The sequence below is a fragment of the Amycolatopsis sp. NPDC114484 genome, from assembly GCF_055633755.1.
This window is the reverse complement of sequence record NZ_JBVKDQ010000001.1, coordinates 333,774-358,928: the sequence shown is the minus strand read 5'-3', so window position 1 is coordinate 358,928 and position 25,155 is coordinate 333,774. Positions and strand designations below refer to the sequence as shown.

Below are 25,155 nucleotides of genomic sequence, written 5' to 3'. Positions count from 1 at the left end.
CTCAGTCGTTCAGTTCCGGCTCGAGCAGGCTCATCAGGTACATGTCGTGGTACTGGCCGTCAGGCCCGCGATGGCATTCGCGGTGCCTGCCGTCCTCCACGAACCCGACCTTGCGGTAGACGTGCCGCGCGCGCTCGTTCTCGGCGACCACCCAGAGCGCGATCAGGTGCAGCCGCATCACGTTGAATCCATAGCGGCACATGAGTTTTAAAGCCTCAGTGCCGTAACCGCCGTCCCAGTGGTCGGTCTCGCCGATGTAGATGTCCAGCTCGGCGCGGCCGATCTCTGGGCGTGCGTCCCGCAGGTCGACGACGCCGATCAGCTTGCCGGCTTCGATCGCTTCGATGCCGAGCACGACGTTCTCGTAGGTATTCACCGGGCGTTCCTCGCCCCGCTTGCGCAACTGGGCGAGCGAACGCGGGTAATCGCCGGTCATGTACCGCCCGACCTCCGGGTCGTGGATCCACCGGTAGATCGATTCGGCGTCCGAGGGTTCGATCGCGCGCAGCCGCACTAGCTTCCCCGTGAGCATCTGGCCCCTTATTCTCGTTTAAGCCCAAGGAAATCCGTGACGCTTCATGATGCACGAGTTCCGGATCACGCACGCGGTATTTATGACCGCGGGCGTCCGGCCGTAGGTGAGCGCGACGACTGATCCGTCGTCGGTGCGGAAGATGTTCAGCGGGACGCGGAACTCGCGGCCGGCCTTGCGTCCGCGATGCGCTCTCACCCCGAGACGTTCCGTGGACGCGCTGTGCACCTGGCCGGGCGGGTCTGGTGGGATGGGCCCGCAGCGACACGCGAGGGGTGGGAGCGGGCATGTCCGAAGACTGGCCGATGAGGCAGGAACCGCACGCGGCGGTGCTCGTCGCGCGGGGTTTGATCGAGCATCCGGAACATCTGGATCACGTGCTTCTCGACGACGAGGAAGGCTGGTTCGTCAGCGACGGTTCGGAGTTCGGCGACGACCCGGAACTCGACGAGGAGCAGTTCGCCTCGATGTGCCTGCACGATGTCGTCGAGAAGTTGCCGCAGCTGACGGCGCTCGCCAAACTGCCCGCCGGGATGGGCGCGAACTGGGACGCTGACAGCGCGTCCTGGGTGCTGATTTCGCCGCTCGTCCCGAGCGAGGACGAGGAGGCCCGCGCGTACCGGGAGGCCCGCGCCGCCGCTTGGCCGCACGCCGGGTCGCCGATGGACGAGGTGAACCTCAGCCTGGGGCTGATGGAAATCAGCACGGCGGCGGACGCTCCGGCCCGCGGCGTGCGGTACGTGAGCCGGGAAGACGACGGCACGTGGATGTTCGTCGGCTTCGAGGTTCCCGACCCCGACGAGCAGACCGAGGTCGAGGTTGACACGCTGGAGCTCGGGCACGTAGCCGAGCTGTATCCGGATGTGGTCGAGCTGCTGGACGCGGAGCCGGGCGAAGTGTTCTTCCGCGAGGCGCCGGATGCCGAGTGGTTGCAGGTAATCGACGACGGGGAGTGAACATGTCCGAGGAATGGCCGCTGCGACAGGACCCGGAATCCCCGGTGATCATCGCGCACGAGCTGGTGGAGCACCCGGAGAAACTGGCTTTCGTCGTCCTCGACGATGACGACGACTGGTTCATCAGCGACGGCGCCGAGTTCGAAGAGGACATGGAGGTCAACCGCCAGGTGTTCGGCGCGATGGTCCTGCGCGAGGCGGTGGCCCTGCTGCCGCACCTGGTCGCGCTGGCCGGCGTGCCCGCCGGGATGGCCGCGGACTGGGATCCGGAACGCCGTACCTGGCTGCTCAGCTCGGTGTCGGATTCCGATGACCTGGACGAGGATCTCGTCCACCGCGACGCCCGGATCGCCGCCTGGACGCATCCCGGTTCGCCGCTGGAAGAAGTCCAGCTGAGCACCGGACTGACCGAAATCGGCACGACCGCCGCCGCACCCGCGCGGGCGGTCCGGCAGGTCGTCCGCGAGCAGGACGGCACCTGGCTGTTCGTCGGCTTCGAGGTTCCCGAGGCGGAGGACTTCGAGGTGGAAGGCCTGGAACTGGAACACGTCGTGCAGCTGTACCCGGATGTCGTGTCGACCCTGCTCGCCGCGCCGGGCCAGGTGTTCGACCGCGCCGAACCCGGCGCGCCGTGGGAATTGGTGGAGGGCTGACGGTCCTATGTGGACTGTCTGAAATCGCAGACGCTTTCGGGTAGTCGTTGGTTGGGCGGTCCCGGCCGGATCAGTTCTACTGTGCCGACTCGCTCGCACGCCGCGGGCCGCTTCGGGAGGTATGCGTCGATGACGACGAAGTCCGGGGATGGTTTGAGCCGCCGGTTGAACGGCAGGCACATCCGGTTCATCGCCTTGGGCTCGGCGATCGGCACCGGATTGTTCTACGGCTCCTCGGACACGATCGCCAAAGCCGGACCGTCCGTCCTGCTCGCGTATCTCATTGGCGGAGCGGCGATTTTCTTCGTCCTGCGCGCTTTGGGCGAGATGGCCGTCAACGACCCCGCGCCCGGTTCGTTCGGCGAATACGCGCGGAAACACCTGGGTCCGCTGGCAGGATTCCTGACCGGCTGGACCTATGCGTTCGAGATGGTGATCGTCTGCGTCGCCGACGTGACGGCTTTGGCTGTGTATATGGGGTTCTGGTTCCCCGACGTGCCACGGTGGATCTGGGTGGTGCTGACGATCCTGGTGATCGCCGCCGCGAACCTGGTCAGCGTAAGGGTTTACGGTGAATTAGAGTTCTGGTTCACTCTGGTCAAGGTAGTCGCCATCGTCGCGATGATCCTTGGCGGCGCGGCAATCCTGATCTTCGGCCTCGGTGCTGATTCCGGCGGAGTCACCAACCTGTGGTCCCACGGCGGCTGGTTCCCCAACGGCATCGGCGGTTTCATCGCTTCGTTCGCCTTGGTGATGTTCGCCTTCGGCGGCACGGAGATCCTGGGCCTCACCGCCGCCGAATCCGAAGACCCGCGCACCGCCATGCCCAAGGCGGTTAACACGGTCCCCGTCCGGGTCCTGCTTTTCTACGTGGCGACCCTGGCGATCATCATGATGCTGAACCCGTGGAACACGATCAGCACCTCAGGAAGCCCCTTCGTCCAAATCTTCGCCGGTCTGGGTTTGCACTCCGCCGCAACGGTTCTGAACATCGTCGTGGTGACCGCGGCGTTGTCCGCTATTAACAGCGACATCTTCGGTGCCGGCCGGATGATCTACGGCCTGGCCCAGCGCGGCCAAGCCCCCGCGGTAATGGCCCGGGTGACGCGGAACGGTATCCCGTGGATGACCGTCCTGGTGGTCGCTGCCGCCCTGAGCCTGGCTGTTGTCTTGAACTATCTGTTGCCCGACAGTGCTTTCCTGCTGATCGCATCGGTGGGCACGTTCGCGACGGTGTGGGTTTGGTTCATGATCCTGCTTACGCACTACCGCGCCCGTCGCCGTTTGTCTCCGTCGGATCTGGCTAGCCGGGAGTTCCCGGTGCCGTTCTGGCCGGTGGGTCAGGTTTTGACGATGGTGTTCATGGTGTTCATCTTCGTGGTGATGGCGTTCGCCGAGGACACCCGCCTGGCGCTGATCGTAGGAGTGGTGTGGTTGGCGGTGCTGTGCGGGTTGTTCTGGTTCCACCGCAGGGCAACTTCGTCGGCTCCGAAGGAAGACGCGATGACCGAGACGCGGTAGTCCCGGAGCGTTCTGCTTGAATCGAGTCATGCCCCAGGATCCGAAGCCCAGCCTTGATCGACCGGTGCTGGTCGTCCAAGGCGACGAGTGGTATGCCGCCAGGCTGCGCTGTTGGACCACTGCGGACAGCAGGTCAGACGCTTATCGGCTCGAGCTGACGATACGTCCGGAGACCGACCCCGTCGTCGCGACCGGCCCGGACGTATTCGAAGCCCTCGTCCGGATACGCCGCCAAGTGGAGCCTCAGGGCCTGCGCATCGCGGTCCAAGGCTCCCGGCTGGACACGTACCCCAGCGGCATGGCCCGAGACATGGGCGGTGGCTGGAGAATCTACGTTCTGCGCTCGGACCAACGCGCTGTGCGCGCTGATCTGGTGGACACCTTCGACGACGCACCAGCCGATCAGCTGGCGACAGTCGAGGAGCAGGAGGCGTACTGGACCGCCTGGCTCGGCCAGCGGGATGCCTGATCCGTCGAGTGTCCATAGTGGACTGCTGAGCGGGTCATGCTCAATCAGTGGGGCAACGGCGGTTGTGTGCCGACCTCGTCGAGGGTGGGAATAGCGCAACCGAATGGTGCCGGGAGAAAGCCATCAGGGGCGCTTCCCGCTACCGGAAAGCGCCCCTGATGAGCTGCGAAAACAATCAAGAGAGCGGATGACGGGAATCGAACCCGCGTATTCAGCTTGGGAAGCTGATGTTCTACCATTGAACTACATCCGCAGTGCCTAGCCAGCATACACAACCACGGCACCCCCATGTCCAGCGGGGCCACACCTTGACGCCCTCCGGTCAAAGTGACAACACTTGTTGTCGACCCACGGTGCGGAGGTGCGCGATGGACGACCCCGAGATGTTCCGGCAAGGCGGGTTTCGGCTGGCTGCCCGAACCCGAGGCGCCACCGTCGACGAAGCGCAGCTCAAGCGGCTCCGGACCTTCGCCCAGCAGGAAGACGCACTGGCCGACGCTGTCGTCGAGTGGCTGCACCAGGAACCCCGCAATCAAGACCTCGTCGACAAGGCGCTCAACGGGGACCAAGTGCCGCCGGAACTCGCCGCCTTCATCGACCACGTCGAGGCCACCCCGTACTGGGTCGACCAACGACGGCTCGTCAGCGGCGCGAAGGCGGTCACCCGCGCCGGGCTTCTCGGGCTTTTCCCGCTTGGCGACATGTCGCTGATGGGCGGCTACCTCGCCTCCCGAGCGACGAAATCACTGGTCGGCACCGGGGAAATCGAGCATCGGGCACCGCGGCGGCTGGTGGAGACCGCGGCGTGGTGGATCGATGTCACGACTCCGGGGGCGCTCCAAAAGCATGGCACGGGGTATCAGGCCGCGCTGCGGATCCGGCTGGTGCACGCGCACGTCCGGCGTGCGATGAACAATCGGCCCGACTGGGATTACGAGCGGTGGGACCGGCCGGTCAATCAGGTCCAGACCGCGGGCACTCTCCTCCTCTTCTCGCTCGTCTACGTCTTCGGCACGCAACTGCTCGGCCTCCGCTACACCGCCCGCGAGAAGGCCGACATCCTCCATCTCTGGCGCTACGTCGGCTGGCTGATGGGCGTCACCGACGAACTGCTGCCCGCCGACGAGGACGACGCCTGGCGGTTGCTCTGGATGCTGGCCGCCACCGAGTTCATCCCGGACGACGACTCGAAGCGGCTCGCCCGTGCCCTCGTCGATACGCACGCGGCGATCGGTGAGGGGCGCGGGGCCGCCGGCAAAGTCCTCGCGCAGGTGAACGTCGGCGTGCATTCCGCGATCAGCCGGCTCGTGCTCGGGCGGGACAACGCGGACTTTCTCGGGCTGCCGGACAACCCGGTCGCGCAGGCCGCGGTGCTCGCCGCGGCGGGGGTGAACTACGCGGCGGAGACTCTCCGCCAGCTCGTTCCCGGTGCGACTGCGCTGCAGGAAGCGCTCGGCGCGTTCGGGCGCCGGCGGTACCTCAAGCGGATGAACGCGGTGTTCGGGCGGAGGGGTGCCCCGGTGCCGCCTGCCCGCCCGATAGGCTGCATCCGTGCTGCTCAGTGACCGTGACCTCCGCAAAGAGCTCGACGCCGGCCGTCTCGGCATCGACCCCTTCGACCCCGACATGGTCCAGCCGTCCAGCATCGACGTCCGGCTCGACCGTTACTTCCGGGTCTTCGACAACAGCAAGTACACCCACATCGACCCGCAGCTGCAGCAGGACGAGCTGACCTCGCTGGTCGAAAAAGAGGGCGACGAGCCGTTCGTGCTGCACCCCGGCGAGTTCGTGCTCGGGTCCACGTTCGAGCAGGTCGCCCTCGCCGACGACCTCGCCGGGCGGCTCGAGGGCAAGTCCTCGCTCGGCCGCCTCGGGCTGCTCACCCACTCCACCGCGGGCTTCATCGACCCCGGCTTCTCCGGGCACATCACGCTCGAGCTGTCGAACGTCGCGAACCTGCCGATCACGCTGTGGCCCGGCATGAAAATCGGCCAGCTGTGCATTTTCCGGCTGTCCAGCTCGGCGGAATTCCCGTACGGCTCCAGCGAAGCGGGCTCCCGCTACCAGGGGCAGCGCGGGCCGACGCCGAGCCGGGCGTACAAGAACTTCCACCGCGTCGACACCTGGCGCTAAGCCGCGTTGACCGGTTCCGCCCAGTCGATCCGGTGGTCCCACATGAACCGGTTCGGATCTTCGGCGGCCGGTTTGCGCACGGCGCGCGAGATGAAGAAGTCCCGAAGCACGCGACCGAGCGGGCCGGGAGCCTTGCCGTCGCCGTTGCGTTTGCCTTGGGCCACAACGGCTTCCACTCGTTCGCGGCGCAAGGTTTCGAAGACCGTCAACGCGGCCGCCGGGTCGGGCACGTCTCGCAGGCACATCGCGAGCGTCACCGCGTCCTCGATCGCCATCGCCGCGCCCTGGCCGGCCGCCGGTGACGTCGCGTGCGCGGCGTCGCCGATGAGGCCGATCCGGCCGCGGTGCCACACCGGGACCGTCGGGAAGTCGTACGTCGCCCACGGTTCGTAGATGTTTTCGCTGGCCTCGATGATCGCGGCGGCCGGAGTGCGGTCGGGACGGGCCAGGTCGAGCAGTCGCTCGCGCCAGCCGGGGCCGCGCATCGCGGCGAGGTCGGATTCGGTCGGTTCGCTGGCGTGCGGAACGTTCGCGAACCACCAGACCGCACCGTCCGGGGCGAGCACGTGCGCGAAGAACGCCTTGCGGCCGAACACCATGTGCATGACGCCCGGCTCGTCGTCGAGATCGAGACCGCGGGCGAAGCCGCCGGTGTTGAGCAGTGGCACGTACCGCGGCGACGGCGCGGAGGGGTCGAGGATCCGGCGGACTGTCGACCGTAACCCGTCAGCGCCGATCAACAGGTCACCGTGGGTTTTCGTGCCGTCGGCGAAGCTCGCGGTGACGCCGTCCGCCGTCTGTTCGGCGTCGGTCAGCCGCTTGCCGAACTCCGTGGGTACTCCGTGTCTGGCCGCTTCGTCGCGCAGCGCCACATAGAGGTCGGAGCGCAAAACGGTCTGGCTCACCGTGCCGTCCGGCAGCGGCCCGCCGAGCGGGAACTCGCTGAGCCGGCGGCCGTTGCCGAGCCCGAGCGTCATCTGCGGCGTATCGAAGCCCAGGTCTTTGACCAGCGGTTTCAGCCCTAACGGCGTCAGCGCGTCGAGACCGTTCACGGCGAGCGTCAGGAACGCGCCGACCCCCTCCGCGCTTCGGTCGTACGCCTCGTACAGCACCGGTTCGTGGCCCACCTCGTGCAGTGCGATCGCGGTGATCGCCCCCGCGATACCCCCGCCCGCGATCAAGACTCGTGCCATGGTTCACCCCTTCGAATATCTTGGAAAGTAATTCGTTCTATCGAACTAAATAGTCCGCTAGACTCCCCGGGCATGTCAAGCGAACGCGAGGATCTGGTCGCTGAGCTGCTGCTTCGTTCCCGGGTGCTGTCGACCGAGACGGTCATGTTCCACGCCGCCATCGCCGAGCAGAACGGGCTCTCGGCGGTCGAAAGCAAGGTCACCGACTACCTCGCCCGGCTCGGCCCGCTCACGCCGAAGGAGCTGGCCGGGTACGCCGGGCTCGCGCCCGCGTCCGTCACCGCGCTGGTCGACCGGCTGGAGCGCAAGGGCGTCGTCAACCGGATGCCGCATCCGGACGACCGGCGGAAAGTCCTCGTCGGCATCGACCCGGCGGGCGTCGAGCGCGTCGCGCCGCTGTGGGACCACATCGTCGCGGGGATGAAGTCGATCGCGGCCGGTTACTCCGACGAGCAACTCCAAACGGTGATCGGCTTCCTCGATCAGGCAGCGGCGATCACCCACGAGTCAACCGTGCGTCTCACTCATCGCTCAGCGGAGTGAGGTAATCCCACTGCCGGGTAGGAAATCGCCGCGACGTCACCGGATGGTGGAAAACTTGCGCGCATGGTTTCGGCCGGGAAACGTCTGCTCTTAGTCCTCGGCCTGATGGCCACTCTGCTGACGCCCGCCGCGCCCGCGGCGCAGGCCCGGCCAGCGCAGGATCTGCAGGTCACGGCGGTTGCTGAGCCGCATCGGGTGCACGCTGGCGACCAGGTGACGTTCACCGTGAGCGTGACGAACCCGGCCGCGGCCCCGGTGTCCGATGTGGACGTCGTGGACGAGCAGAACCCGCAGTGCGGCAAGAAGATCGGACCCCTGGCTCCGGGTGCCACCACGCGCTATCAATGCACGTTCGCCGCGCCGGAGAAGGGTTTCGTCTCGACGGTCAAGGTGACCGGCGTGGGTTCCGGCGGGGAGCAGCTGTCGGCTTCGGCGGGCAGCAAGGTCGATGTCCTCCGCCCGGCCGTGACGTTGAGCCAGCAGGTCGACAAACCGGCTTACCGAGCTGGCGATCAGGCGACCTTCACGCTCAAGACCGCCAACACCGGCGACGTTCCGCTGCACGACGTGACCATCGGCGACTCAGGGGTCCCCTCGTGCGCCCGCGCCATCGGGTCCCTCGCGCCGGGGCAATCGGTGGTGGGCACCTGCACGGCGACGGTTCCGCTGCCGGACGGAGCCAGCGCGACGGTGAAGGGGATCGACCCGCTCGGCAAGGTCGTCACCGCGACCGCGGCCGCGAAAGTCCCCCTCATCACGCCCGCGCTGTCCGTCTCGAAGGCGGCCGTCCCGCCGGTGGTGCACGGCGGGGACCAGGTCACCTGGAATGTCACCGTGCGCAACACCGGCGACAGTCCGCTCAATCCGGTCGACGTCACTGACGACGCGAATCCGGCGTGCTCGCGGTCCTTCGGGGTACTCACGCCCGGGACGCAACAGACCTACTCCTGCACCGCGAAACCCGCGCAGACCACCACAAACACCGTCACCGCCACGGGTACTGACGGCACTGGCCGACCGGTCACGGCCAAATCCTCGGCGACCGTCACGGTGATCCACCCAGCCTTGGCGGTCACCGCGGCGGCCTCCCCTGCGCAGGTGCGCGAAGGGGACCGTGTCACCTTCACCGTCACGGTGCGCAACCCTGGCGACGTACCGCTCGATGACGTCGCGGTGGCGGACGACAGCGTGCCGGGTTGTGTCCGCAACTTCGGCACCATGGCACCCAACGCGGTCGAGACCTATAAGTGCGAACAGTTAGCGCCGGCGGACGACGTGACCAATACCGTTGTCGCGACTGGCAAAGATCAGCTCAGCACGACACAACGCGTAACTGCAGACGCGCGAGTCGACGTGGTTCACCCTGGGCTGGAGGCCACCGTCGCCGCCGCGCCTTCGCAGGTGCGCGAGGGGGACCGTGTCACGTTCACGGTCACGGTCAGCAACGCTGGAGACGCCGAGCTCCATGATGTCGCAGTGGCAGACGATCGTGTCGCGGAATGCGCGCGAACTCTCGGAACCGTTGCCGCGCAAGGCAAACAGACCTTCACCTGCACCACGGTGGCCGGAACGCAGGGCTTCTCGAACGACCTGACCGTGACCGGTACCGACCCGACCGGCCGCCCAGTCACCGCAAAGGCGAGCGCAACGTTCACCGTGCAGCACCCAACGGTGACCCTGACCGCGGCTGCCCAAGGTGGACCGTTCCGCGAAAACGACGCCGTCGCAGTGCACGTGATCGTCGCGAACACCGGCGACGTGCCGCTCACCGGCCTGGCTGTCACGTCGATGGCCCGCGCCGAAGGCTGTACGCAGCAACACGATGCACTCGCCCCCGGAGCCAACTGGACGTTCGACTGCAGCACGACTGCGCCGAGCACCGACGTGACCGAGGCACTGCAGGTGACCGCGAAACCGCCGGTCGGGGCACCGGTCACGGCGGCGGCCGAGGCGGCGATCGACGTGATCCACCCGCTCGTCACGCTCGCGCAGAGCGTGGCACCGCCCGTTGCGCACCCGGGCGAGCCCGCGACGTTCACCCTGACTGTGACCAACGCCGGCGACACCGCACTCCACGACACCCAGGTCTCCGACCCGGCCGTCCCGGAGTGCGCGAAGCGGCTGGGAACCCTTGCCCCGCAAGCAAAGCAGAGCTACACCTGCACCCATCCCGCGACCGACGACCTCACCAGCGACGCGACGGTGACCGGCACCGATCCGTCCGGCCGCCCGGTGACCGCGAACGCGAGCGCGCACGTCGACGTCATCCACCCCGCCGTCCAGATCACCCAGACCGTCGCGCCGACGCAGGTGCGCGAGGGGGACCAAGTCACCTTCACCGTGGCCGTGCGCAACAGCGGAGACGTCCCGCTGACCAAGGTGTCCATTGTGGACCAAAACACGCCTGACTGCGTCCGCGACTTCCCTGCCCTGGCGGCAGCAGAAGAACAGCACTACACCTGCACCACTAAGGCCGGACATGACGGTTACTCGAACACCACCAAGGTGACCGCCGCAGACCCGATCGGCGGCACGGTAACCGCGAGCGCGGACGCGGCGTTCACCGTGGTGCACCCAGGGTTGGCAGTGACGAAGACCGTCCACGGCGGCCCCTTCCGCGCCGGAGACCCGGTCACCTTCACCATCACGGTCACCAACACCGGCGACGCCCCGCTGACCGCCGTCAAGGTCGCCGACCAGGGCCCGTGTGCGAAAACCCTCGACACCCTCGCCCCGAAAGCGAACAAAACCTACGACTGCACTATCCCCGCCCCAGCCGACGACGCCGTCAGTGCCGCGCACGTGACCGGAACCCCGCCAGTAGGCCCGCCGCTCACCGCGTCCGCCGACGCGCACGTCGACGTCATCCACCCCGCGCTCACCGTGATGACCTCCGCGAACCCGACCGTCGCGCGGGCCGGCGACACCCTCGCCGTGACGGTCGCCGTCACCAACACCGGCGACGTCCCGCTCACCGCGGTGACCAGCAACGACCCCGCTTGCCCGAAGAAGTTCGACCGCCTCGAACCGGGTGCCGCGCAGAGCTACCAGTGCACGGTGAAGGCCAAACCGGACGACTTCACCATCGTCGCCGCCCTGACCGGCACCGACCCGACGAACCGCCCGGTCACCGCGTCCGGCTCGGCGAAGATCGACGTCATCCACCCGGAAATCGCGATCATCAAGGACGCCCAGCCCTACGAGGTGCGCCAAGGCGACAAGGTCACCTTCTCGCTGCTGGTCCGCAACGTCGGCGACGTCCCGCTGACCGCGGTGTCCGTTGTGGACGATCGAACCCCGGCCTGCGCGCACCAGATCCCGAGCCTGGCCCCGGACACCCAAATCGAGTACCAGTGCACGATCACCGCGGGCGCGGCCGGGTTCACGAACACCGCGAAGGTGACCGGCACCGACCCGACCCAGCGAATGGTGAGCGCCTCCGCCCAGGCGTCGTTCAAGGTGAAGAAGCCCGCGCTGACCGTCGCCAAGCACGCCGCCAGCAGCGCGTATCGAGCGGACGACTCGGTGCCGGTCGAGGTCGTGCTGACCAACACCGGCGACCAGCCGCTGCACGACGTCCGGGTGGCCGACCCCGCCTGCGGGCGCACCTTCGCTGAGCTGCCGGTCGGCGGGACCCAGCGCTATCAGTGCGTGGCTCCAGCCAGCTCCGCACCAGTGACCGCGACCGCGGCCGCTCCGTGGGGCCCGCCGGTCACCGCGACCGGGAAGGCGGACTTCGCGGTGCTCCACCCGGCGTTGGCCCTGCGCCGCGATTACCTGCGGCAGCCGATCCGGCCGGGCGACCCGGTGACGTACGTGAGCACCCTCCGCAACACCGGCGACGCGCCCTTGCACGAGGTGACCGTTCGCGACGCGGACCAGGCCTGCTCGTTCACCATCACCCAGCTGGCCCCTGGCGAACAGGCCACCCGCGCCTGCACGCTCTCGGCTCGCGCGGACGTGACCACGACGACCACCGCGACGGCGACTGACCAGACCGGTCGTCCGGTCACGAAGGAGGCCACCACGACGACGAAGGTCGGGCCTTGAGGAGGGCAAAAAGAAAGGCAGCGGAGAACACCTCTCCCTGCCGTATTTAACTTATAACGCACTGGGGGGCTTGCCGCAAGACCCGGGTGGTGCCGCAGAATCTCCAGCCGACCAGGCTGCCGCTCGCGGGCGAGAGAAAGCCGAGAACGACCACAGACGGGGGAAACGAACGAATGCGCAGCTACGTGCTCGGTCTCCAGGAGATCGACCAGGAGCAGGTCGCGATCGTCGGAGGCAAGGGCGCGCATCTGGGAGAACTCGCGCGGATCGGCGGGGTCCGCGTGCCGCCCGGCTTTTGCGTGACGACGGACGCGTTCGAGCGGATCATGGAGGACGCGCCGGAACTGGCGAAGCCTCTGGAGCGGTTGTCGAAGCTGAACCCGGACGACCGGGACGCGATCAGCGAAGGCAGCGCGGAGGTCCGGCAGGCGCTGGAAGCGATCGCCATTCCCGACGATCTGGCGGCGGAGATCACCGGCGCGCTGGTGGACGGACGCGCCTACGCGGTCCGGTCGAGTGCGACCGCTGAGGACCTTCCGGGGGCTTCCTTCGCTGGTCAGCAAGACACTTACCTGAACGTCATCGGCGCGGAGGCGGTTCTGCGGCACATCAGCCGGTGCTGGGCGTCGCTGTTCACCGAACGCGCGGTGACCTACCGGCTGCGCAACGGCTTTGACCACCGGAAAGTCCACATGGCCGTGGTCGTGCAGCAGATGGTTTTCCCGGAGGTGGCCGGGGTCGCCTTCACCGCCGACCCGGTGACGTCCAACCGGAAGATCGCGACCGTGGAGGCCAGCTTCGGCCTCGGCGAGGCGCTGGTTTCCGGTCTGGTCAACGCCGACAGTTACCAGGTGCGCGACGGCGCGATCATCGAGAAGGCGATCGCCGCCAAGCAGCGCGCCATCCTGGCCGTGCCGGGCGGCGGCACCGAAGAGCACCAGATCGCCGCGGACCAGCAGGAACAGGCCGCGCTGACCGACGAACAGGTGCTGCGGCTCGTGGCACTCGGCCGCACGATCGAAGCGCATTTCGGCCGTCCGCAGGACATCGAATGGTGCCTCGCCGGCGACGAGTTCCAGATCGTCCAAAGCCGCCCCGTCACGACGCTGTTCCCGATCCCGGAGGCCGCCGACGAGAAAAACCACGTCTACGTCTCCGTCGGCCACCAGCAGATGATGACCGACGCGATGAAGCCGCTCGGCCTGTCGGTCTGGCAGCTGACGACCCCGCGGCCGATGGCCGAGGCAGGCGGGCGGCTGTTCGCGGACGCCACCGCGCTGCTGTCGGGGTCCAGGAGCCGCACCAGTTTCCTTGAGATGGCGGGGAAATCCGACCCGCTGATGGGGGACGCGCTGGAGACCGTTCTTTCCCGCGACGGCTTCCTCCCGCTGGCCGAGGACGACGGCCTCGGTCAGCAGGTCCCCGGCGCCGCACCGGCCACCATCGAGACCGATCCGGCCGTCGTCACCGAACTGATCCAGCACAGCGAGGCTTCCATCGCCACGCTGCAGCGTGAAATCGCCGCGAAGTCCGGCAGCGAGCTGCTCGACTTCCTTTTCGAGGACCTCGAGGAACTGCGCCGGATCCTCTTCGATCCGCGCAGCCACCAGGTGTTCACGGCGGCGATGCAGGCGTCCTGGTGGCTGAACGACCATCTGCAGGAGTGGCTCGGCGAGAAGAACGTCGCCGACACGCTCACGCAGTCCGTTCCGCACAACATCACCGCGGAGATGGGCCTGGCGCTCCTCGACGTGGCGGATGTGCTCCGGACCCACCCCGAGGTCGTCGCGTTCCTGCAGGACGTCGAGGACAACGGTTTCCTTGACGAGCTGCCCAAGCTGGCCGGCGGGGAGGAATCGCGCGCCGCCATCCAGGGGTACCTCGACAAGTACGGCATGCGCTGCGTCGGCGAGATCGACATTACCCGGCCGCGGTGGAGCGAGCAGCCGGTCGCGTTGGTGCCGATGTTGTTGTCCAACATCAAAAACTTCGAGCCCGGAGCCGGGAAGCGCCGCTTCGAACAAGGGCGGCGGGAAGCGTTGGACAAGGCGCAGGAAGTCCTGGAACGCTTGCGCGCCTTGCCGGACGGCGAGGCGAAGGCCGAAGAAACCGAGCGGATGATCGAGCGCGTCCGGACGTTCACCGGATACCGCGAGTACCCGAAGTACGGCATGGTCAGCCGCTATTTCGTGTACAAGCAAGCTCTGCTCGGCGAGGCGCAGCGACTCGTGCGGGCCGGGGTGCTCGACGCGCCGGAGGACCTCTTTTTCTTGCGGCTGCAGGAATTCCAGGAGGTCGTGCGGACGAACGAGGTCGACCGCGAGCTGATCCAGCAGCGCAAGGAAGCGTTCCGGTCCTACGAATCGCTGACGCCGCCCCGCGTGCTGACGTCGGACGGCGACGCGGTTTCCGGCAGCTACCGCCGCGACGACCTGCCCGAAGGCGCGCTGGTCGGGCTGCCGGTGTCCGCCGGGACCATCGAGGGACGCGCCCGCGTCATCCTGGATCTGGCCGACGCGGACCTCGAACCGGGAGACATCCTCGTCACGGCGTACACGGACCCGAGCTGGTCGCCGCTGTTCGTCGCGATCACCGGCCTGGTGACCGAGGTCGGCGGCCTGATGACGCACGGCGCGGTGATCGCGCGGGAGTACGGCCTGCCCGCGGTCGTCGGGGTCCAAGGCGCTACGCGGCTGCTCAAGGACGGGCAGCGGATCCGGGTCAACGGGACAGACGGGTATATCGAGGTTCTCGACGCTGGGTAGTGGGTCTCCGGCCGCTGCGCCATTTGGAGGTAACCATCGTAATCAGTTCGTGATAGTTTCCGCGGCTGTGTCCTCCATTAGTGTGCGCGTCCGGGTCGTGAGTGTGACTCTCAGTGTTCTCTTCGGGGGGCTCGGAGCAGCGGGCGGAACCTTCGCGCTGCGCTCCGGGCACCTCGACACACTGAGCGTCGCGGTCCCGGAAACGCGGAACGACGGGCTGTCCGCGGGTGCGTTGCGACCGTTCGCGGTAGCGCCGGCGTCCTCCACGTCGGCGACCCCGAGCTCCAGCGCGCCCGCGACCACGACGACACCGTCCACGTCAGCCAAGCCCGCGCCGCCGCCCACCGAAGAGTCCAAAGAGGACACTCCGACGAGCAGCAGTGCGAAGCCGTCGCCCAAGCCGCGCAGCGCGCCGACGCTGACGGGACAGGTCCTCGCGCTGGTCAACGACGAGCGGGACAAGGCGGGCTGCGACCCGGTGACCGAGGAACCGCATCTCGACAAAGCGGCGCAGGGCCACAGCGACGACATGTCCCACCGCGACTACTTTTCCCACGACACCCCGGAAGGCGAGAGCTTCGCCGACCGCATCACCGCCGCCGGATACTCCAAGCCGGGCGCGGAGAACATCGCGAAGGGCGCGACCAGCGCGGACCAGGTGATGCAGATGTGGATGAACTCCAGCGGGCACCGCAAGAACATCCTCAACTGCTCGCTGACGAAACTGGGCGTCGGCGTCGCGACCGACGGCTGGTACTGGACGCAGGACTTCGGCTACTGAGTCGGCCGCGGCGGAAGGCCGTACCGGGCCAGCACCGTCGCGCGCAGCTTCGGATCCGTCCGCGGCACCGGTTCGATGAACACCTCGGCGACGTCCGGGAACCGGTCGCTCAGCTCGTCGGCCAGCCGCACGCACGCGTGTTCCAGGTCGGCCGCCCCGAGTGCGTCGTCGAAGTCCACGCGGGCGCAGACCAGGACGTGGTCGGTGCCCATCAGCATGGTCTGCAAATCCACCAGCGCGTCGATCTCCGGCGCGGCCCCGAGATGGTCGCGGATGCCGCGGACCAGGCGCGGATCCGCCTGACGGCCGACCAGCAGACCGCGGTTCGTGCTGCCGAGCAGGTACGCGACGCACGCCAGCAGCACGCCGATCAGGATCGACGCGATGCCGTCCCAGACGTCCGAGCCGGTCAGCTGGTGCAGCCCGATCCCGGCGAACGCGAGCAGCAGCCCGACCAGCGCCGCCGAATCCTCGAACAGCACCGTCTTCGGGGCCGGGTCGTCGATCATCCGCAGGTAGGCGAAGAACGACCGCTGCTCGGCCTTCGCGTCGCGACGGACCTGACGGACCGCCTGTGCCCACGACACCGATTCGAGCGCGAACGCAATCGCCAGCACGATATAGCCGACGATCGGTTTCGTCTGCTCCGCGCCTTCCCCGAAAACGGTGCTAAATCCTTCGTACAGCGCGAAAACCGCACCGGAAGCGAAGATCGACACCGCGGCGAGCAGCGACCAGAAGTAGCGCTCCTTGCCGTACCCGAACGGATGGCGGCGATCCGCCGGTCGCTCCGACCGTTTCAACGCGGTGAGCAGCAGCACCTCGGTGATGGTGTCGGCGACCGAATGCGCGGCCTCCGACAACATCGCGCCCGACCCGGTGATGATGCCCGCGACGAGTTTCAGCACCGCGATGGCCAGGTTCACCCCGCCGGCCAGCACCACGGTGAGGGTGCTTTCGCCGCCGCCCTCGGATTCGTCGCTCACGCCGGAAAGACTAACTGCACTGCGGGGTTCGCCGCCTGTTGCAAGCGGCCGCCACGAGTACGAGTGCGCCCGCGACCAGTACCGATTGTTCGACCGTCGCGGCGAAGCCTGCGTCCACGGCTGTCAGCAGCCCGACCCAGCCGTACGTGACGGTGGCGCCCGCGGCCAGCGAGATGGCCGGAGGGCGCACGCGGATCGCGTACGCGAGCACTGCCGCTTCCAACGCCAGCATGACGGCAACAGTCGGCCACGGAGACAGGTCCGCCTTCATGACGAGCTGGAACACGGTGCTTGCGATGAGTCCGACCGTGAAGCCGATCCACCCGTTGCCACGCACCGGCTTCGGCGTGGCCGTCAGCCGAAGAGCGGCGAACGCGAGTCCCGCTGCTACGAGGAACGCGCCGATCAGCTGTGCCGGAGCTGCGAGGAAGTGCCCCATTTGGTAGCTCACGAAGAACGTTGCCGCGCAGCCGATGGCTAATACGCCGCTCCATGCCCATAGCCCAGGTCGGCGCAACCACGGCGTACGGCCGAAGAAGGCTTCCGCGATCGCGATGGGCGCTGCGATGCTCCACACCACGTGCAGCGTCACCACGTACACCGTCCACTGCCCGCCGATGCCCAGCCATGGAACGTACGCGGGCTTAAGCAGATCGAGGCCGAGATAGTGCGGGTTGAAGAGGGTCTGGGTCAGCAGGCCTTCTTCTGCGACGCCGTACGCGACCGCCAGCGCGATAATGGTCGGCCAGCCGCGATTCATCCGTCGCGCCACCTCGCGAATCAAAACCGCACCGGCTCCGTACAGCGTCACGAACATCGCGAACATGGCCAGCTGCCGACCGGCTTCCGGCGGGCCCGACAAATATTGGTCGCCGAGCAGGAACTCGGCGAAGAGCGGAGAAAGCCCTGCCAGGACGGCAACCGCGGTCTTCCGGAATGTCATGCCGGGAGACTCGCAGCGCGCGCGTCTTCGGACCCGGGCCGAACATCATGATCCGACCCTGACAAATGTCCCGGTAACAGAACGGCCCCTGGCATCCGAGGATGCCAGGGGCCGTCTTCGGAGAGAACCTCAGTCGTCGCCCTCGGGCAACGGCGTTCCGGTCGGCTTCTCGTCGGTCGGGACGTCCGGCTTGGCCGACAGCTCCGCGTCCGATTCGTCGAGCGACGGCGCGCCCGAGGCGACCAGCGCCGGTTCCGGCTTGCGCTTCACCGCGGTGAGCAGCAGCTGCGCGACGTCCACGACCTCGACCTTCTCGCTCGCCAGACCGTCGCTCTGGCGCGAGGTGACGCCGTCGGTGAGCATCACGCGGCAGAACGGGCAGCCGGTGGCGATCTTCGACGGAGCGGTGCCGAGCGCCTCGTCCACGCGCTCGACGTTGATCCGCTTGCCGATCTTCTCCTCCATCCACATCCGCGCGCCGCCCGCGCCACAGCACATCGACCGGTCGCCGTGGCGCGGCATTTCGCGCAGCTGCGCACCGGACGCGCCGACGAGCTCGCGCGGAGCGTCGTAGACCTTGTTGTGCCGGCCCAGGTAGCAGGGGTCGTGGTAGGTGACGTCCTCGGCGACCGGCGCGACCGGCGTCAGGTGCTTCTCCCGCACCAGGCGGTTCAGCAGCTGCGTGTGGTGCACGACGTCGAACTGGCCGCCCAGCTCTGGGTACTCGTTGGCGAGGGTGTTGAAGCAGTGCGCACAGGTGACTACGACCTTGCGCGCCTTGCGTTCCCGGCCCTCGAACACCGAGTTCAGCACCTCGACGTTCTGCTGCGCCAGCATCTGGAACAGGAACTCGTTGCCCGCGCGGCGAGCCGGGTCACCGGTGCAGGACTCCTCCGAGCCGAGCACGGTGTACTTGACGCCCGCGATGTGCAGCAGTTCGGCCACCGCGCGAGTGGTCTTCTTCGCGCGGTCCTCGAACGCACCGGCGCAGCCGACCCAGAACAGGTACTCCGCGTCGCCCAGGTCGCCGTCGAAGACCGGAACCTCGAAGTCGAGGTCCTCCGTCCACTGCAGACGGTCCTTGGCGTTCTGGCCCCACGGGTTGCCCTTGTTCTCCAGGTTCTTGAACATGCCGTTCAGCTCCGTGGGGAACGACGACTCGATCATCACCTGGTAGCGGCGCATGTTGACGATGTGGTCGACGTGCTCGATGTCGACCGGGCACTGCTCGACGCAGGCACCGCAGGAGGTGCAGGACCACAGCACGTCGGGGTCGATCACGCCGCCGTCGTCGCCGACGAGCGCCTTCTGCGACTCAGCGATCGCGAGGACGTCGATGCCCGCGTACATGTTGTCGCCGGACAACCCGATTTCGTCGCCCGCCATGTCGCGCTTGCCGCCCGCGAGCAGGTACGGGGCCTTCGCGTAGGCGTGGTCGCGAAGCTGCGTGATGAGCAGCTTCGGCGACAGCGGCTTGCCGGTGTTCCACGCCGGGCACTGCGACTGGCAACGGCCGCATTCGGTGCAGGTGGAGAAGTCCAGCCAGCCCTTCCAGCTGAAGTCCTCGATGGCGCCGACACCGAAGGTGTCCTCGTCCGGGTCGGCCTCTTCGAGGTCGAGCACCTTGCCCTTGCTCATCATCGGCACGACCGCGCCGAGCGCGACGTCGCCGTCGGCCTCGCGCTTGAAGTAGATGTTGAAGAACGCGCTGAACCGGTGCCAGGCGATGCCCATCGTCATCGTGCGGGCCACGACGATCAGCCAGACCGTGGCGCTCATCAGCTTGATGAAGGCGAACACCGACACCAGCGCCGCGCTGGAGGGCAGCAGCTCGCTGAGCGGGTTCGACACGAACGCGGCCCAGGTCGGCGTCTCGTGCACGCCCATCGCGGCCTTCGCGGCGCGCACGCCGATGATGCCGATGCCCTCGACGATCACCACGGCCTCGACGAAGTAGGCCCACTTGAAGTTCGAGCCCGCGAAGCGCGACAGCCGGTCGGCCCGGCGCGGGTGGTTCAGCTGCCGGATGATCGCGAGCGCGACGCCGCCGACGACCGTGCCGACGCCGAGCAGCTCCATCAGGAGGCTCCACAGCGACCAGTCCTCGAGGATCGGCCAGCCCCAGGTCGGGACGAACACCTCGCCGTAGGCCTCGAACAGCGCGAGCGACCCGATCAGGAAGCCCCACATGACCAGCCAGTGCCACGGGGCTACCTGGCGGAACTTCGCCATGCGGGTGTGCGCCGCGAACTCCTTGACCAGGGTGATCATGCGGGGCACGAACGGGCCGTTGCGCGTCGCGTCCGGCTGGCCGAGCTTGATCACCCGCACGAAGCGGGCAATGGTCGCGATGAACATTCCCCAGGCGACGATGCCGAGGAGGACGGAGATCCCCCCGAGCGTCAGCTGTACAGCGCCCATCGTCGGGTGCCTTTCGTCCGGTGTGGTGGTGCCGCCGCGCGAGCGCGGCGGTGCCGAGCAGGGTAACGCTTCTTACTGATGGGTAACCGGTGTGGCGGCCCCAAGTCCCACCGATGTGGTGCACGCCTCGCTGGCAAGTGGGACGATCGTTCAGGTAATTTAGTTAGCTATGGGTGCTTACTTGTACCTCGCTTTGGCCATCGCCGCAGAAGTGACCGCCACTGTTTCGCTCAAGCTGTCCGAGGGCTTTTCCAAGGTGACGCCGTCGATCCTGGTGGTCGTCGGGTACGGGCTGGCGTTCTTCGCGCTGTCGCGGGTGCTCAAGCTGGGGCTGCCGATCGGGGTGGCCTACGCGATCTGGGCCGCGGCGGGCGTGGCGCTGGTCGCGCTGGTCGGCGTGCTGTTCCTGAAGGAACCGATCAACCTCGCGGTGATCTCCGGGCTGGTGCTGGTGGTCGGCGGGGTGGTGCTCATCGAGGTCGGGAGCCAGTCGTGAAAATCCAGACCGACGGCCGCAAGGTCCGCGGCGAGAAGCGGCGGACGGAGATCATCGAAGCGGCCCTGCGAGTGATCGAACGCGATGGCGTCGCCGGGGTCACGCACCGCACGGTCGCGGCCGAGGCGGGCGTGCCGACGACGTCCACGACCTATCACTTCTCCTCGCTGGACGACCTGCTCGTGGCGACGCTTATTTCGTGCGCGCGCGACATGGCGACCGAGGTGTACTGGATGATCGACCGCGCCCGGTCCCGGGGCAGCCGCGGTGCCGAAGAGGTGGCCGGCCTGCTCGCCGAGGCGCTGGGTCCTCGCCGAGGCCGCACAATGGCGGAGTACGAGCTGTATCTGCTGGCCGCGCGCAAACCCGAACTGCGCCCGGCCGCGCGACGCTGGCTGGACGTCCTGACGTCGATGGTCCGGCACGACGACGAGGTCGCGTTCCGGGTGTTCCTCGCGGGCATCGACGGCCTGCTGATCCAGGGCCTGATCGACGACGAACCACCGTCCGCGGAGGAGCTGCGACCGGTGGTGGACTACCTGCTCAAACCCGCTTGACCTTGCTGATTACCTTGCCGCCATGAGGGTTGTGGGTGCCTACGAACTGGACGACGACGTCGCGCGGGTCGATCTCGAGGTCGTGTGGGAGTTCCTGTCCACCGAGGCGTACTGGTCCCGCTGGCGGACCCGGGAACAGGTCGAGCAGCAGGTCCGGACCGCTTGGCGGGCAGTCGGGGCGTACGAAACCGAGACCGGCCGCATGGTCGGGTTCGCCCGGGCGTTCTCGGACGGGGTCGCCTCGGCGTACCTGTCCGACGTGTTCGTCGTGGCGTCCGCGCGCGGCACCGGGCTGGGCAAGGAGCTCGTGCGAGAGATGATCGAGAACGGGCCGGGGGCGGATTTTCGCTGGATGCTGCACACGTCGGACGCGCACGAGCTGTACCGGAGGTTCGGGTTCGCGGAGCACACGGACGGCCGGTTCCTGGAACGCGAGGGGGTTCGCTCGTCAGTCCACTGAGGACAATGCGCGGGCGACGACGTCGCGGATCAAGGTGTCGTCCGGTGCGCAGTTCTCCACCAGCAGGTCCAGATCCTCGGGACCGGCCCAGGCATACCGCGGGTGCTTGTCCCCATTCCAGAACTGGCCGGGACAGATCACCGTCTACTTCGATCACGAAGTAGACGCCGGTCCGTTCGACGCCGTCGTTGTCCGGCCAGTGGAAGCTGCCGAGGTCGCGGACAATCCGGCGCAGCCGCCATCCGGTTTCCTCGGCGACCTCGCGCGCCAGTGCCTCGACCGGCGTCTCGCCGTCCTCGATGTGTCCGCCCACGACGTCCCACGTGTTCGGGTAGAGGCGCCGGTCCGGGCCGCGGAACTGGACGAACGCGCGTCCCTCGGCGTTCAGCACGACCGCGCCCACCACGTCGGGCCGCGGTTGCTCAGGTGCAACCGCGACCCCCGGCTCCCCCACCGAAAACCTCAGCCCTTGTTCTCGTAAACCGGCACCAACGTGGCCCGGCCCAACGTGTGCCCGAACAGGTTGAACCCCAAGAACGCCGGCGTAGCGTCCTCCGGAACCTCCAGCGTCTCCACATCCAGCGCGTGCACCACGAAGAAATACCGGTGCGGCCCGTGCCCAGGAGGCGGCGCGGCTCCCAGGAACTGCTTCACCCCGCCATCACCCTTAAGCGTGACCGCCCCCGAAGGCAGCCCCGACCCCGCGGCATCTCCCGCTCCGGCCGCCAGCGACGTCACCGAAGCCGGGATGTTGAACACCGCCCAGTGCCAGAAACCGCTGGCGGTCGGGGCGTCCGGGTCGTACACCGTCACCGCGAAGCTGCGGGTGCCTTCCGGGAAGCCTTCCCACGCCAGCTGCGGCGACCGGTCCTCGCCGCCCGCGCCGAAGATGCCCGACAGGTGGGGCTGGGCCAGGGTCTCTCCGTCGGCGATGTCCGTGCTGCGCAGGGTGAACGAGGGAACCGACGGCAGGTAGTCGTACGGATTGGGCGGCTGGGGCATGGGTTCCTCCTGATCCACGGGGCTCTCCGGCCGCCAGGTTAGGACCCCGGCCCTCCCGTCGCCGCCTCAGGGATGTTTCGGGGGGTTTACCGGATGTCCCCGGGGGTCCGCACCTTCTAACGTCTCTCGGGACAGCCGAGAGTGGTACTGAGGGGAACAGACATGGCACGCCCGCTTCTGGCACTGGCCGGCATCGCGGTGATCGGCGTTGGGGTGGCGATCGGATTCGGCGGGTGGGGGTTCGGGTCCACGGTCTCGCGGGACGCGACGCTGACGCACGAGATCCGCGGGGTGAAGCTGGAGAACGGCTCCGGAGACGTGCGCATCCGCACCGCGTCCGGCGCGGCTCGGGTGCATCAGACGCTGCGCTACCACTTCAGCGGCCAGCCCGGCGACGCCTACCGCGTCGAGGGGGACCAGCTGGTCATCGTCGACTGCGGCCGCAACTGCACCGCCGACCTGGAGCTGATCGTCCCGGCAGGCATTCCGGTCACGGGCAACTCCGACTCCGGCACGCTGGACTTCGCGGGCGTCGGCAGCGTCGACGTCGTCGCCGATTCCGGGCGGGCGCAGATGCAGGACATCCCGGGGCTGGTCAAGCTCCAGCTGGACAGCGGCGCCGCCGAACTGCACAACGTCGGCGAGGTGCGGGTGCACAGCCAGTCCGGCCGGATCGAGGGCGACGGGGTGCGCGGGCCGGTCGACGTCTCGGCGGGCAGCGGGCGGATCGAACTCGCGCTCACCCAGCCCAACGCCGTCAAGGCGCGGGCCGACTCCGGCCGGATCGCGCTGACCGTGCCGCGTAACGGGTCCTACCAGGTCACCGGCAACAGCGAGAGCGGTCACCGCAGCATCGACATTCCGCAGAACTCGGGCCCGGACGCGAAGACGCTCGAGCTGAACACGGACAGCGGCAGCGTCACCGTCAAGGCCGTCTGAAGTGGAGAACAGACACATCATGCGCAAACTCGAAACGCGGCTGCTGGCCGCGGTGCTGGCGGGCGCGGTGGGGGCGTTCGCGATCACCGCGGCGATCGGCCACTCGCCTGAGCCGCAGGCCACGACTCCGGTCGCGGTGGTGGAAGTTCCGGTGCAGCAGGGGGTGGTCCGGAACGCGGAGACCGTCGTGCTTCGTACGGCCGCCGAGGACCGGGCCGCGCAGGTGCGCCGGGCATGAACCTGGCCGCTGCCGTGCTGACCTTGCTTCCGCTGGTCAGCGCACCGACTCCGGCGTTGACCTGGACGCCGTGCGGGACCGAGCAGGAACCGACCGCGCAGTGCAGCCAGATCGAGGTGCCGATCGATCGCGCCCACCCGGGGACGGGAACGGCGCACATCGCGCTGACCCGGCTGCCCGCGGCCGACCAGCGGCACCGGATCGGTTCGCTGCTGGTCAATCCGGGCGGGCCGGGCGGATCCGGGGTCGGCTTCGTGCGCTTCGGCGGACTCGACACCAAGATCATCGGCTCGGCGCGCAAACCGTTGCGGGACCGCTTCGACATCATCGGCTTCGACCCGCGCGGCGTGTGGTTCAGCGATCCGAAGATCAGCTGTGCCCAATCGAAGCTGTACGACCCGAAGATCGGCCTCTTCCCGAGCACGAACCAGCAGTACGCCGCCTTCGTCGCGCACAACCGCGCGGCGGGCGAGGACTGTCTCGCCAAGACCGGCCCGATGCTCGGGCACGTCGACACCCAAAGCGCCGCCGAGGACATCGACGGGATCCGCGGTGCGCTCGGCGAGCAGAAGATCTCCTGGCTCGGCGTCTCGTACGGCACCGAACTGGGCGCGGTGTACGCGTCGAAGCATCCGGACCGCGTGCGGACCATGGTGCTCGACGGCGCGGTCGACCACGCCCGGCCGATATGGCAGGCGATGATCGAGGAAGCCGCCGCGACCGAGGACGCCTTGCTGAGGTTCGCCTCGTGGTGCGACCGCTCGACCGACTGCGCGCTCCACGGCAAGAACGCGCTCGCCCGCTACGACGACCTCGTCACCCATGGCGCGTACGCGAAAGCGTTGGGCCGCAAGGCAACCGGCGAGGAACTGGCCTCCGGCGCGTACGGCCACCTCTATCTTCCGGTCGAGTGGCCGGTCCTGAGCCGCGCGCTGGCGGACCCGGACGCGAGCGCGCTCGCGACTAACTCGTCGTTCGCGAGCGACACCTACGGCGCGTACCGCTCGATCGGCTGCCAGGACTTCCCGTCGCCGTTCACCGGCCCGGCGGACCTGCGCGCGGCGGCCAGGACGATCCGCGCGGTCGCCCCGCACAGCTGGCGCTACAGCGAGTTCTGGGACATCTCCGCGGGCTGCACCGGATGGCCGCTTCCCGCGCTGAACCCGCCGCAGCCGCATCCGGTGCGCGGTGCCCCGCCGATCCTCGTCGTGGGCGGTGCGCACGACCCGGCGACGCCGTTGCCGTGGGCGCACGGGCTCGCCGCGAGCATCGACGGGTCGGTGCTGCTCACGTATCTCGGCGACGGCCACACCGGGCTGCTCAACTCGCAGTGCGTGCAGCGCGCCGAGGCCAGGTATCTGGTGAGTGGCGTCACACCACCGCGGGGCGAATTCTGCGGGTGAACCCGGGAACAAGTTCGGCCGGTTCCCCGTTATCCTGATATCAAGGTTGAGCGCAGTCGGCTCAAGTCTGGTGGACCAGGCCGAGCGCGAGACCGGGATAACCTGCTAGGAAGG

At 68.0% G+C, this 25,155-nt stretch carries 23 protein-coding genes, 1 tRNA gene and 1 pseudogene; 16 read left to right on the top strand and 9 right to left on the bottom strand.

The features are described from left to right. Position 1: 1 nt before the first annotated feature. Positions 2-532 (bottom strand): GNAT family N-acetyltransferase, encoded by a 531-nt coding sequence (locus ACZ7SW_RS01785; protein ID WP_470228523.1) that lies wholly within the window; start codon positions 530-532, stop codon positions 2-4. A 287-nt stretch (positions 533-819) separates the two neighbouring features. Between ACZ7SW_RS01785 and ACZ7SW_RS01780 the strand changes: the two genes are divergently transcribed. The 4 genes from ACZ7SW_RS01780 (at position 820) to ACZ7SW_RS01765 (ending at position 4,131) form a co-directional block, all read left to right on the top strand. After that, the gene (locus ACZ7SW_RS01780) at positions 820-1,488 is read left to right on the top strand and encodes a hypothetical protein (protein WP_470228522.1); all 669 of its coding nucleotides are present in this window, start codon (positions 820-822) and stop codon (positions 1,486-1,488) included. 2 nt (positions 1,489-1,490) lie between these two features. Next, positions 1,491-2,141: a hypothetical protein gene (locus tag ACZ7SW_RS01775; RefSeq protein ID WP_470228521.1), complete on the top strand. Its 651-nt coding sequence runs from the start codon at positions 1,491-1,493 to the stop codon at positions 2,139-2,141. Positions 2,142-2,270: 129 nt separating this feature from the next. Beyond that, entirely contained in the window at positions 2,271-3,662 is a 1,392-nt protein-coding gene (locus tag ACZ7SW_RS01770) for an amino acid permease (RefSeq protein ID WP_470228520.1), read from the top strand. A 28-nt stretch (positions 3,663-3,690) separates the two neighbouring features. Beyond that, positions 3,691-4,131, top strand: a complete 441-nt coding sequence (locus ACZ7SW_RS01765; protein ID WP_470228519.1) for a hypothetical protein — start codon at positions 3,691-3,693, stop codon at positions 4,129-4,131. A 182-nt stretch (positions 4,132-4,313) separates the two neighbouring features. On the opposite strand, the gene ACZ7SW_RS01760 is transcribed toward ACZ7SW_RS01765, so the two are convergent. Beyond that, a tRNA-Gly gene (locus ACZ7SW_RS01760) sits at positions 4,314-4,384 on the bottom strand. 115 nt (positions 4,385-4,499) lie between these two features. Between ACZ7SW_RS01760 and ACZ7SW_RS01755 the strand changes: the two genes are divergently transcribed. Both ACZ7SW_RS01755 and dcd read left to right on the top strand, forming a co-directional pair. Then, on the top strand, positions 4,500-5,696 hold the full coding sequence (locus ACZ7SW_RS01755; protein WP_470228518.1) for an oxygenase MpaB family protein: 1,197 nt from the start codon (positions 4,500-4,502) through the stop codon (positions 5,694-5,696). After that, a complete protein-coding gene (dcd, locus tag ACZ7SW_RS01750; RefSeq protein WP_470228517.1) occupies positions 5,683-6,264 on the top strand; it encodes a dCTP deaminase in 582 nt (193 codons plus the stop codon). The genes ACZ7SW_RS01755 and dcd overlap by 14 nt, the downstream gene beginning before the upstream one ends. Here the strand turns inward: dcd and ACZ7SW_RS01745 are convergent. After that, the gene (locus tag ACZ7SW_RS01745) at positions 6,261-7,457 is read right to left on the bottom strand and encodes an FAD-dependent oxidoreductase (RefSeq protein ID WP_470228516.1); all 1,197 of its coding nucleotides are present in this window, start codon (positions 7,455-7,457) and stop codon (positions 6,261-6,263) included. The two genes, dcd and ACZ7SW_RS01745, sit on opposite strands and share 4 nt — an antisense overlap. A 72-nt stretch (positions 7,458-7,529) precedes the next feature. Here ACZ7SW_RS01745 and ACZ7SW_RS01740 point away from each other — a divergent pair, with 72 nt between their 5' ends. The 4 genes from ACZ7SW_RS01740 to ACZ7SW_RS01725 all read left to right on the top strand — a co-directional run bounded on the left by ACZ7SW_RS01740 (position 7,530) and on the right by ACZ7SW_RS01725 (position 15,596). Beyond that, positions 7,530-8,000 (top strand): MarR family winged helix-turn-helix transcriptional regulator, encoded by a 471-nt coding sequence (locus ACZ7SW_RS01740; RefSeq protein WP_470228515.1) that lies wholly within the window; start codon positions 7,530-7,532, stop codon positions 7,998-8,000. A 105-nt stretch (positions 8,001-8,105) separates the two neighbouring features. Next, complete coding sequence (locus tag ACZ7SW_RS01735; protein WP_470228514.1) at positions 8,106-12,050, top strand: DUF7507 domain-containing protein; 3,945 nt, start codon at positions 8,106-8,108, stop codon at positions 12,048-12,050. A gap of 173 nt (positions 12,051-12,223) precedes the next feature. Next, entirely contained in the window at positions 12,224-14,815 is a 2,592-nt protein-coding gene (gene rph / locus ACZ7SW_RS01730) for a rifamycin-inactivating phosphotransferase (RefSeq protein ID WP_470228513.1), read from the top strand. A 103-nt stretch (positions 14,816-14,918) separates the two neighbouring features. Further along, a complete protein-coding gene (locus ACZ7SW_RS01725) occupies positions 14,919-15,596 on the top strand; it encodes a CAP domain-containing protein (RefSeq protein ID WP_470229223.1) in 678 nt (225 codons plus the stop codon). Here ACZ7SW_RS01725 and ACZ7SW_RS01720 read toward each other — a convergent pair. From ACZ7SW_RS01720 to ACZ7SW_RS01710, 3 genes are all read right to left on the bottom strand, one after another. Next, on the bottom strand, positions 15,590-16,582 hold the full coding sequence (locus tag ACZ7SW_RS01720; RefSeq protein ID WP_470228512.1) for a cation diffusion facilitator family transporter: 993 nt from the start codon (positions 16,580-16,582) through the stop codon (positions 15,590-15,592). The genes ACZ7SW_RS01725 and ACZ7SW_RS01720 overlap by 7 nt on opposite strands. A 10-nt stretch (positions 16,583-16,592) precedes the next feature. After that, a complete protein-coding gene (locus ACZ7SW_RS01715; protein ID WP_470228511.1) occupies positions 16,593-17,525 on the bottom strand; it encodes a hypothetical protein in 933 nt (310 codons plus the stop codon). Positions 17,526-17,654: 129 nt separating this feature from the next. Continuing rightward, on the bottom strand, positions 17,655-19,946 hold the full coding sequence (locus tag ACZ7SW_RS01710; RefSeq protein WP_470228510.1) for a (Fe-S)-binding protein: 2,292 nt from the start codon (positions 19,944-19,946) through the stop codon (positions 17,655-17,657). A gap of 169 nt (positions 19,947-20,115) precedes the next feature. Here ACZ7SW_RS01710 and ACZ7SW_RS01705 point away from each other — a divergent pair, with 169 nt between their 5' ends. Genes ACZ7SW_RS01705 through ACZ7SW_RS01695 form a run of 3 tightly spaced genes read left to right on the top strand, consistent with a single transcriptional unit; the run spans position 20,116 to position 21,459 of the window. After that, on the top strand, positions 20,116-20,442 hold the full coding sequence (locus ACZ7SW_RS01705; protein ID WP_470228509.1) for a DMT family transporter: 327 nt from the start codon (positions 20,116-20,118) through the stop codon (positions 20,440-20,442). Further along, complete coding sequence (locus ACZ7SW_RS01700; protein ID WP_470228508.1) at positions 20,439-20,999, top strand: TetR/AcrR family transcriptional regulator; 561 nt, start codon at positions 20,439-20,441, stop codon at positions 20,997-20,999. The genes ACZ7SW_RS01705 and ACZ7SW_RS01700 overlap by 4 nt, the downstream gene beginning before the upstream one ends. Positions 21,000-21,021: 22 nt before the next feature. Further along, entirely contained in the window at positions 21,022-21,459 is a 438-nt protein-coding gene (locus ACZ7SW_RS01695) for a GNAT family N-acetyltransferase (protein ID WP_470228507.1), read from the top strand. Here the strand turns inward: ACZ7SW_RS01695 and ACZ7SW_RS01690 are convergent. From ACZ7SW_RS01690 to ACZ7SW_RS01680, 3 genes and pseudogenes are all read right to left on the bottom strand, one after another. Further along, positions 21,448-21,600, bottom strand: a complete 153-nt coding sequence (locus ACZ7SW_RS01690) for a hypothetical protein (RefSeq protein WP_470228506.1) — start codon at positions 21,598-21,600, stop codon at positions 21,448-21,450. The two genes, ACZ7SW_RS01695 and ACZ7SW_RS01690, sit on opposite strands and share 12 nt — an antisense overlap. Before the next feature lie 49 nt (positions 21,601-21,649). After that, positions 21,650-21,850, bottom strand: a pseudogene (locus ACZ7SW_RS01685) (NUDIX domain-containing protein); the annotation flags it as partial. A gap of 71 nt (positions 21,851-21,921) precedes the next feature. Further along, complete coding sequence (locus tag ACZ7SW_RS01680; protein WP_470228505.1) at positions 21,922-22,461, bottom strand: YbhB/YbcL family Raf kinase inhibitor-like protein; 540 nt, start codon at positions 22,459-22,461, stop codon at positions 21,922-21,924. Positions 22,462-22,623: 162 nt separating this feature from the next. On the opposite strand from ACZ7SW_RS01680, the gene ACZ7SW_RS01675 reads away from it, so the two are divergent. Genes ACZ7SW_RS01675 through ACZ7SW_RS01665 form a run of 3 tightly spaced genes read left to right on the top strand, consistent with a single transcriptional unit; the run spans position 22,624 to position 25,041 of the window. Beyond that, on the top strand, positions 22,624-23,400 hold the full coding sequence (locus tag ACZ7SW_RS01675; protein ID WP_470228504.1) for a DUF4097 family beta strand repeat-containing protein: 777 nt from the start codon (positions 22,624-22,626) through the stop codon (positions 23,398-23,400). Positions 23,401-23,419: 19 nt separating this feature from the next. Next, positions 23,420-23,638, top strand: a complete 219-nt coding sequence (locus ACZ7SW_RS01670) for a hypothetical protein (RefSeq protein ID WP_370933009.1) — start codon at positions 23,420-23,422, stop codon at positions 23,636-23,638. Continuing rightward, positions 23,635-25,041, top strand: coding sequence for an alpha/beta hydrolase (locus ACZ7SW_RS01665; protein WP_470228503.1), 1,407 nt, complete (start codon positions 23,635-23,637; stop codon positions 25,039-25,041). Before ACZ7SW_RS01670 ends, ACZ7SW_RS01665 begins: the two co-directional genes overlap by 4 nt. Positions 25,042-25,155: the final 114 nt, after the last annotated feature.